Source organism: Sulfitobacter litoralis (assembly GCF_900103185.1).
In the GTDB taxonomy this organism is placed as follows: Bacteria; Pseudomonadota; Alphaproteobacteria; order Rhodobacterales; family Rhodobacteraceae; genus Sulfitobacter; species Sulfitobacter litoralis.
The window spans coordinates 1-6,258 of sequence record NZ_FNJD01000045.1 but is presented as its reverse complement, the minus strand read 5'-3'; the positions used below and the strand labels follow the sequence as shown (position 1 = coordinate 6,258).

The following is a 6,258-nucleotide window of genomic DNA, read 5'->3' as shown; positions in this document are numbered from 1 at the left end:
AATTGGCGCAAGCTGGAACCTGGAATCGGAACCGAGGCATGGTTCTGTGATCCGCAAGCCCCGTGGCAAAAGGGTTCCGTCGAAAACCTGAACAAGCGTGCGCGGCGCTACCTACCAAGAGATGCGCCTGTGGCCGCGCTCTCAAATCGAGATATGAAGTCGATTTGCGACCGCTTGAACGGCACGCCCAGAAAGTGTCTGGGATGGCGCACACCAACGGAAGCATTCAGGGAAGAACTCATGAAACTAAGATAGCGGTAACCGTCGCAACGACCCTTGAGAATCCAGCGGATAGATGCGTAGTGAAGATCGCCAATCCAAGCCGATCAAGGAGTCCCTGATCAACGGGTTGGCTCCCCTGCCCGCCGACGCGCGCCAGTCGATCACCTTCGACCGAGGCACCGAGTTCTCCGCCAGGAAACATCTTAAGGCCGCTGAGGTCTTTGAAAGCAACCTGATGGAAATACAGAACCGGTTGGAGTAAAACGAGATATCAAGAACCGCACTTCAGCGTGAGTTCACACCGCAAAGCGTTCAGATCACCCGCTCGGCACCCTAAACATCAGAAACTACGGATATGACACAAAAGTAAAAAACCGCAGTGTACGCCACTGCGGTTTCTGTATTCTAAAATTTGGTAGGCTTCACGCGATGGCGGCTTTGATCTGGTCTGCCAGCGACATGGGATCAAATGGTTTGCTGATCACCTCTGTCGCGCCAATGCCACGCAGCTCTTCCAATTCGTTGGGCTGTGCCCGCGCGGTCATGAAAATTGCAGGTACATTTGCAAAGTTCGGATTCTCGCGCAGCTTTTCTAGCGTTTGGCGGCCCGTCATGCCCGGCATCATCATGTCCAACAGAAATACATCGGGGATATAATCGAGCGTCTTTTCAAGCGCTTGTTCGCCGCAATCACACTGTTCAACCACGAAATCGCCCGAAAGCTCGAGAGACATCTTGGCGATTTCGCGGATATCGGCATCGTCTTCTACGTGAAGCAATTTGATCATACGGTACACTTATCCAACATTTTCTAGTCTTTCAAAATCTTTGTCCGGCTCAGAATGCCGCGTTTTGACGGGTAAAGTGAAGGTGAAAGTTGTCCCCCGCCCTTCGTCACTCACAAAATTGATCGTCCCACCCAAACCTTCAACAATTGCTTTACAGATACTCAGCCCCAAACCGGTACCGCCTTTGCTCGCACGATCCGAGTTTGCCATATCTGCAAAACGCTGGAAAATCTTGTGTTGGTCTTCTGTGGCAATGCCCATACCTTCGTCACGCACGGATACACTAACGACTTCTTCGTTCTTGGTAACAGAAATTTCGACCACACCGCCGGGTTTGGAAAACTTCGCGGCATTCGACATAAGGTTGGTTAAAACTTGAATGATACGGTTGGCGTCAGTTTCGATAAACGTCGAGGTATCAACACCGCGGCATTTGATTTGAAGACCAAACCGCTGATGCGCCATCGCGTTGGCCCGCAAAGATTCCGCGATCAACTCTGACAGGTCTGCGGTTTCCATCTCGAAATCCAGACGTCCCGACGATATCTTCTCGATGTCCAGAATATCATTGATAATCAGCACCAGACGGTCGGCGTTGCGATGCGCAATTTCCAGCAGCCCTTCGGCCTTGGGTGGCAGCTCCCCCGCGGCCTTGGACAACAATAACCCCATGGATCCCTTGATAGAGGTCAGCGGCGACCGCAGCTCGTGGCTGACCATCGAAATGAAATCCGCCTGAAGCTGGTCTTGTTCAAGACGTTCGGTGATGTCGTGCAACATGATCAGCAAGCGACCATCGGCGGTCCCCTTGTTCAGCCATTTGATCGACCCGTCGAATTTCTTAGACCCGATCTGTGCGCTAAAAGTGGTGAACGTCTCGCCTGTGTCCACTATCCGCAGACACGCCTCAAGCACGTCTTCGCACCCGTTGTCCCGCGACATATCGCGTACAGTCAGCCCATCGTCAGGGCGTTTTGCCCAGCCGAACCGCGCCTTTGCCGCGAGGTTCATATACCGCAGTTCAAGATCCTGTTCAGACACAATCCAGATGTCATCGCGTAGCTCGTGCAATGTCATGGCCGTGTCGCGTCGGGCGATCAATTTTGTGGTTGCCGTAATATCCGTGCGCGCCGAGATCGACCCTATCCAATTGCCATCGGCGTCCCGCAGCGGCGTTACGGTCGTTTGGGTCACACAGCTAGAGCCATCACGATGACGCAATGTGGTCTGGCCTTGCCAGCCCTTGCCCTGCCTTAGAAAATCCCGAATTTCGGCTGTCGTGATATGGTTGTCGCTGGCATATAACATCTTGACCGGTTGGCCGATCAGTTCGTCGCGTGTATAGCCCGTCGCCTCAAGCAGCAGGTCGTTCACCTCTACCAGCCGGTTATCGATGTCGACGACATTCACCATCGTGTGCTTCTTCAGGACGCTGAGCTGTTGCTTAAGGCTGTCATCTATCGTGGACCGCGCCGGCGTCGATCGAAAATTCATTGCAATCAGGGGAACAAGGCCGGCAAGTGCAATCGCGCCAACAATGGGAACAGTCTGGGCAGCCCCACCCGACAAGAGCGCCGCGCTTGAGGTGTACCACCCTCCGGCCAAAGCCGACCCTGCGACGAAACCAGTCGCGATGCGGCTCTTTTTTTCGTTCCAAGACATAGGACGTCCTTATCTACAAAAAGAAGGCACCATCCCAGCTTCAGCACCCTCTTATCCCTTGCGCCCCTATAGACAAAAGCATCTAGTCATTTTTAAGGCGACTTAAAATAAATTATACACAACCTGAGATAGATCAACGCAGGCTTTATGTCGACCCGACAATGCTGTTGATAATATGCGATAGCTCAGTTTGCGATTTTACCAGATGCGTGCCCACTCGGCTATCCTTGTCGCGTGCGGCATCCGATGTCAGTCCGACCACCCGCGCTTGGGGTTGAAACCTTGCTATGTCGTCCAGAACGGCACTTGCATCACCATCCGGCACCGTCCAGTCCAGAACGATAACGTCCAACGGTCCCGTATTCAGCGCGGCAGGAACCTCGTTCAGACGAGTGACGTTCTGGACGTCGGCAAAGGGCTTTAACCCCTCGCGAAGCACCTCTGCAAACTCTTCATCATCCTCAAGATGCAACACCTTTAGGTTGCGCTCCGTATCAGCAACGACCTCGAGCTGCGGCGGCTGGACAGGCCCCTGCACGTCAGCAGGACCACTGCTTAACGGGCACGTAAACCAAAAGATAGTCGTCCCGCTCGGCTTGCTTTCGAACCCGATATTCCCGCCCTGCCGCCACACGATCTGCCGCGTGATGTTCAGCCCAAGGCCGGTCCCGCCCTTTGCGCGTGTGTCTGATCCATCGGCCTGCGAAAACGCCTGGAAGATGCGGTTCTTGAAATTTTCAGGCACGCCGGGGCCGAAATTCTGCACATAGACGATCGCCATTTCGCCAATCGGTTCCGCCTTGATCGTAACAGCTGTGCCTTCGTTTGAATATTTGCAGGCATTGGAAATCAGGTTTGCCAGAACCTGCATCATGCGCGACCAATCCGCCGTTACATGGATCGGCGTCTCGGGCACATCAATCTGAAGGCTGGTCCCGTGCGTTACTGCGAAAGGCATCATCTCGTGGACGGCGGAATCGATGACCTCGTTCAGGCTCATATGGTCGAGGTCGAAATCGATCTTGCCCGACGAGATTTTTTCGAGGTCCAGAATGTCGTTCACGATGGTGGTCAGACGGTCCGCATTATTCCGCGCGATCTCGATCAGACGCAGGGCGGATGCAGGCAAAGCGTCCCGCGCCGACATCTCAATCAGCCCAAGCGCGCCTTTGATCGACGTCAATGGCGTGCGTAATTCATGGCTAACGGTTGAGACAAATTCATTCTTGATTTCGTCGATCTTCTTTTGATCGGTGATGTCGTTAACTTGCGCGATAAAGACAAAAGCGTCTTCATTCTTGTCATAGGTCCAGGTGATGTTGAACAATCCCCATCGTTCGCCACCGTCTTTGTGCAGGATAGGATGTTCGCCCCGATACACTTCGTTCGACCCGCTTTGGGTAAACTGGGTGACGATATCCCGCATCATCTGTACGTCTTTTTTAGGGATGACCTGTCCGAGGGTAAAGCTGTCGGTCATCTCCTTTTGGGAATAGCCCGTAAGCTCGCACATAGCATTGTTCACGGTGGTAAACCGACCGTCGCTGTTCAGCGTCGCCATGCCGACGGGGGCAGCATTCAACACGGTGCGGAACCGCTTTTCACTTGCCTCAAGCGCGTTTCGGGCGTGGCGCAGGGCGGTGATGTCGCTTTGTGTGCCGACCATCCGTTTCGCCGTACCATCGGACGCGCGATCCACGACAACGGCATCGGACCGCATCCAGCGCCAGCTGTCGCCAAACTGCATCCGAAATTCCGTGAGCGATCTTTCGGCCTTGCCGGTGATACAGTTTTTATCTGCCTCAAGCAGCCGGGGCAAATCGTCGGGGTGGATGCGGTTCAGGAAGGCTTCTTGAGTATCCTCGACCTCGGGAGCCACATGGGTAATCTTCCGCCAAGTCGGTGAGACTACCGATTTTCCAGTCGCGAGATTAACTTCAAAGACACCGATCTCTGATCCGGCCAACGCATAGTCGTAGCGTTCCTTGATTCCTGCTAGTTCTTCCACGGCCCCCACTTCGGCAGTCACGTCGCGCACAATGGCCGTCACCCGTTTGACACCATTCAGCGTGACCCAGTCATTGTGGTGCACGTCAAGATACAGCTCGGCCCCGTCCCGCGTCTTGCCCGTCGCGTTATAGCCGGCGTCATCAGGAACTCCTTGGGCAGGGGTGACAAAGTCAGACAGGGGACGTCCGCCCATGCCGTCCTCTACCTCGTTGAAAACTTCAAGCGCAGCATGGTTGGCAAACAGGACCTGCCGCCGGTGATCTAGAATGAAGATGCCCACGACACTGTTTTCAATGATCGACCGGTTTTCCTCCTCGCGGGCGCTGATCTGCTGTTCGCGCAGTTCTGCGACCTCGGCCAAGGAATTTGCGCGCTGGCGGATGGCACGCAGTACAATCATCAACATTGCCGTCAACGCGATCCCTGCGACCAGCGCCAGAAGTGGGGTACCACCGGGAAAGAGCGCTTCGAACTGCGGCGTGCTTTCAAACTGCACCGTCCAGGTCCGGCCAAAGAATTCGGTGGTATAGGTGGTGCCATATTTGCCGGCCGTATGATTGTGATCCTGACTGGCATAAATCAGCGCTTCGGGATCGGTCGTGTCGCCGTCATATACGTGGAAATCGTAAACGTTGTTCTGGTTCGGCGTCAGGTCTTGCAGCAGGTTCCGGCCAACAAAGGGCGCATATACCCAACCGCGAAACTCCCCATCGCGCTGTCCCGAGCTATAGAACAGCGGGCGCAGCAACAAGAACCCCGGCTCTTTCATCGCGTCCTGCACCAGCAGGATACGCGGTGTCAGCTGTGGTGTGTTGGTTTCACGCGCCCGATTTGCCGCCTCGCGTCGCCCCTTTTCAAAGCTGATATCCAACCCCACCGCTTCCTTGTTGGGCAGCACCGGCGCGATGTATTTGATCACATACTTTAGGTCGTGGTTGGTTTCAGGACGGACCTTAAACCCAGACGTCCCATTGGCGCGCATCTGGGACACAAAGGCTGCTTCGTCCACCCTTGCGACAGGTTCGATGAAACCGATCCCGTTGATACCGGGCAGGTAATTTTCGATATCGACACTTTCAACGAAGGTTTCGAAGTCGTCATACTCGATATTCTCGGATGCCTGCATCATCCCTGCAGCACCGTTCAGGCTTTGCAGATAGATATTCATCCGGCGGTCTAGCGCCTGCAGGCCATCTTCGGTGATGCGAGCAAATTCGGCCTTGGCCGCGGCGCGGTTCATGCGCGCGCCTTCTGCGTAGATCCCGAAGGTCACGAAAAGGCAGGCGACGACCAAAATCAAATCTAAGCGCTTGAACAAAACTACTCTCTCACAATTCGCAAAACTGGATACAGCGCCCATTCCGCTGAAAGCCGCTTGCTGAAAAGGTTAACGGCATTCTTCACTTATAGGTAGCACCGTTTTCGGTGCCAATGTTAATTGTAGCTTGCACGAAGGATTATGCGAGAATCATGAACAGATTCGGCACATTCTAAACTGGGTTGCGAAATTTCCCCTATCTTGCTGGAAAGCAAGGAGAATGAAAGATGGCCCATACAGAGCTAAACCTGCGTGAAC

General features: G+C 54.3%; 4 protein-coding genes and 1 pseudogene. 2 read left to right on the top strand and 3 right to left on the bottom strand.

Going from position 1 to position 6,258, the window contains the following annotated elements; all coding sequences use genetic code 11:
* A partial coding sequence (locus BLQ98_RS17830; RefSeq protein ID WP_141135389.1) for an IS30 family transposase occupies nt 1-255 on the top strand: 255 nt, incomplete at its 5' end.
* A gap of 40 nt (nt 256-295) precedes the next feature.
* A pseudogene (locus BLQ98_RS17825) lies at nt 296-430 on the top strand (IS30 family transposase); the annotation flags it as partial.
* A 214-nt stretch (nt 431-644) separates the two neighbouring features.
* Here BLQ98_RS17825 and BLQ98_RS17820 read toward each other — a convergent pair.
* The 3 genes from BLQ98_RS17820 to BLQ98_RS17810 form a co-directional block, all read right to left on the bottom strand.
* On the bottom strand, nt 645-1,010 hold the full coding sequence (locus BLQ98_RS17820; protein WP_093734529.1) for a response regulator: 366 nt from the start codon (nt 1,008-1,010) through the stop codon (nt 645-647).
* A 9-nt stretch (nt 1,011-1,019) separates the two neighbouring features.
* Complete coding sequence (locus tag BLQ98_RS17815) at nt 1,020-2,672, bottom strand: PAS domain-containing sensor histidine kinase (protein WP_093734528.1); 1,653 nt, start codon at nt 2,670-2,672, stop codon at nt 1,020-1,022.
* 145 nt (nt 2,673-2,817) lie between these two features.
* Complete coding sequence (locus BLQ98_RS17810) at nt 2,818-5,922, bottom strand: CHASE domain-containing protein (protein ID WP_244148485.1); 3,105 nt, start codon at nt 5,920-5,922, stop codon at nt 2,818-2,820.
* Nucleotides 5,923-6,258 lie beyond the last annotated feature (336 nt).

Excerpts from the sequence above, each read along its gene's own strand:
- BLQ98_RS17820 (WP_093734529.1), bottom strand. The coding sequence starts at position 1,010 with ATGATCAAATTGCTTCACGTAGAAGACGATGCCGATATCCGCGAAATC.
- BLQ98_RS17815 (WP_093734528.1), bottom strand. The coding sequence starts at position 2,672 with ATGTCTTGGAACGAAAAAAAGAGCCGCATCGCGACTGGTTTCGTCGCA.
- BLQ98_RS17810 (WP_244148485.1), bottom strand. The coding sequence starts at position 5,922 with ATGAACCGCGCCGCGGCCAAGGCCGAATTTGCTCGCATCACCGAAGAT.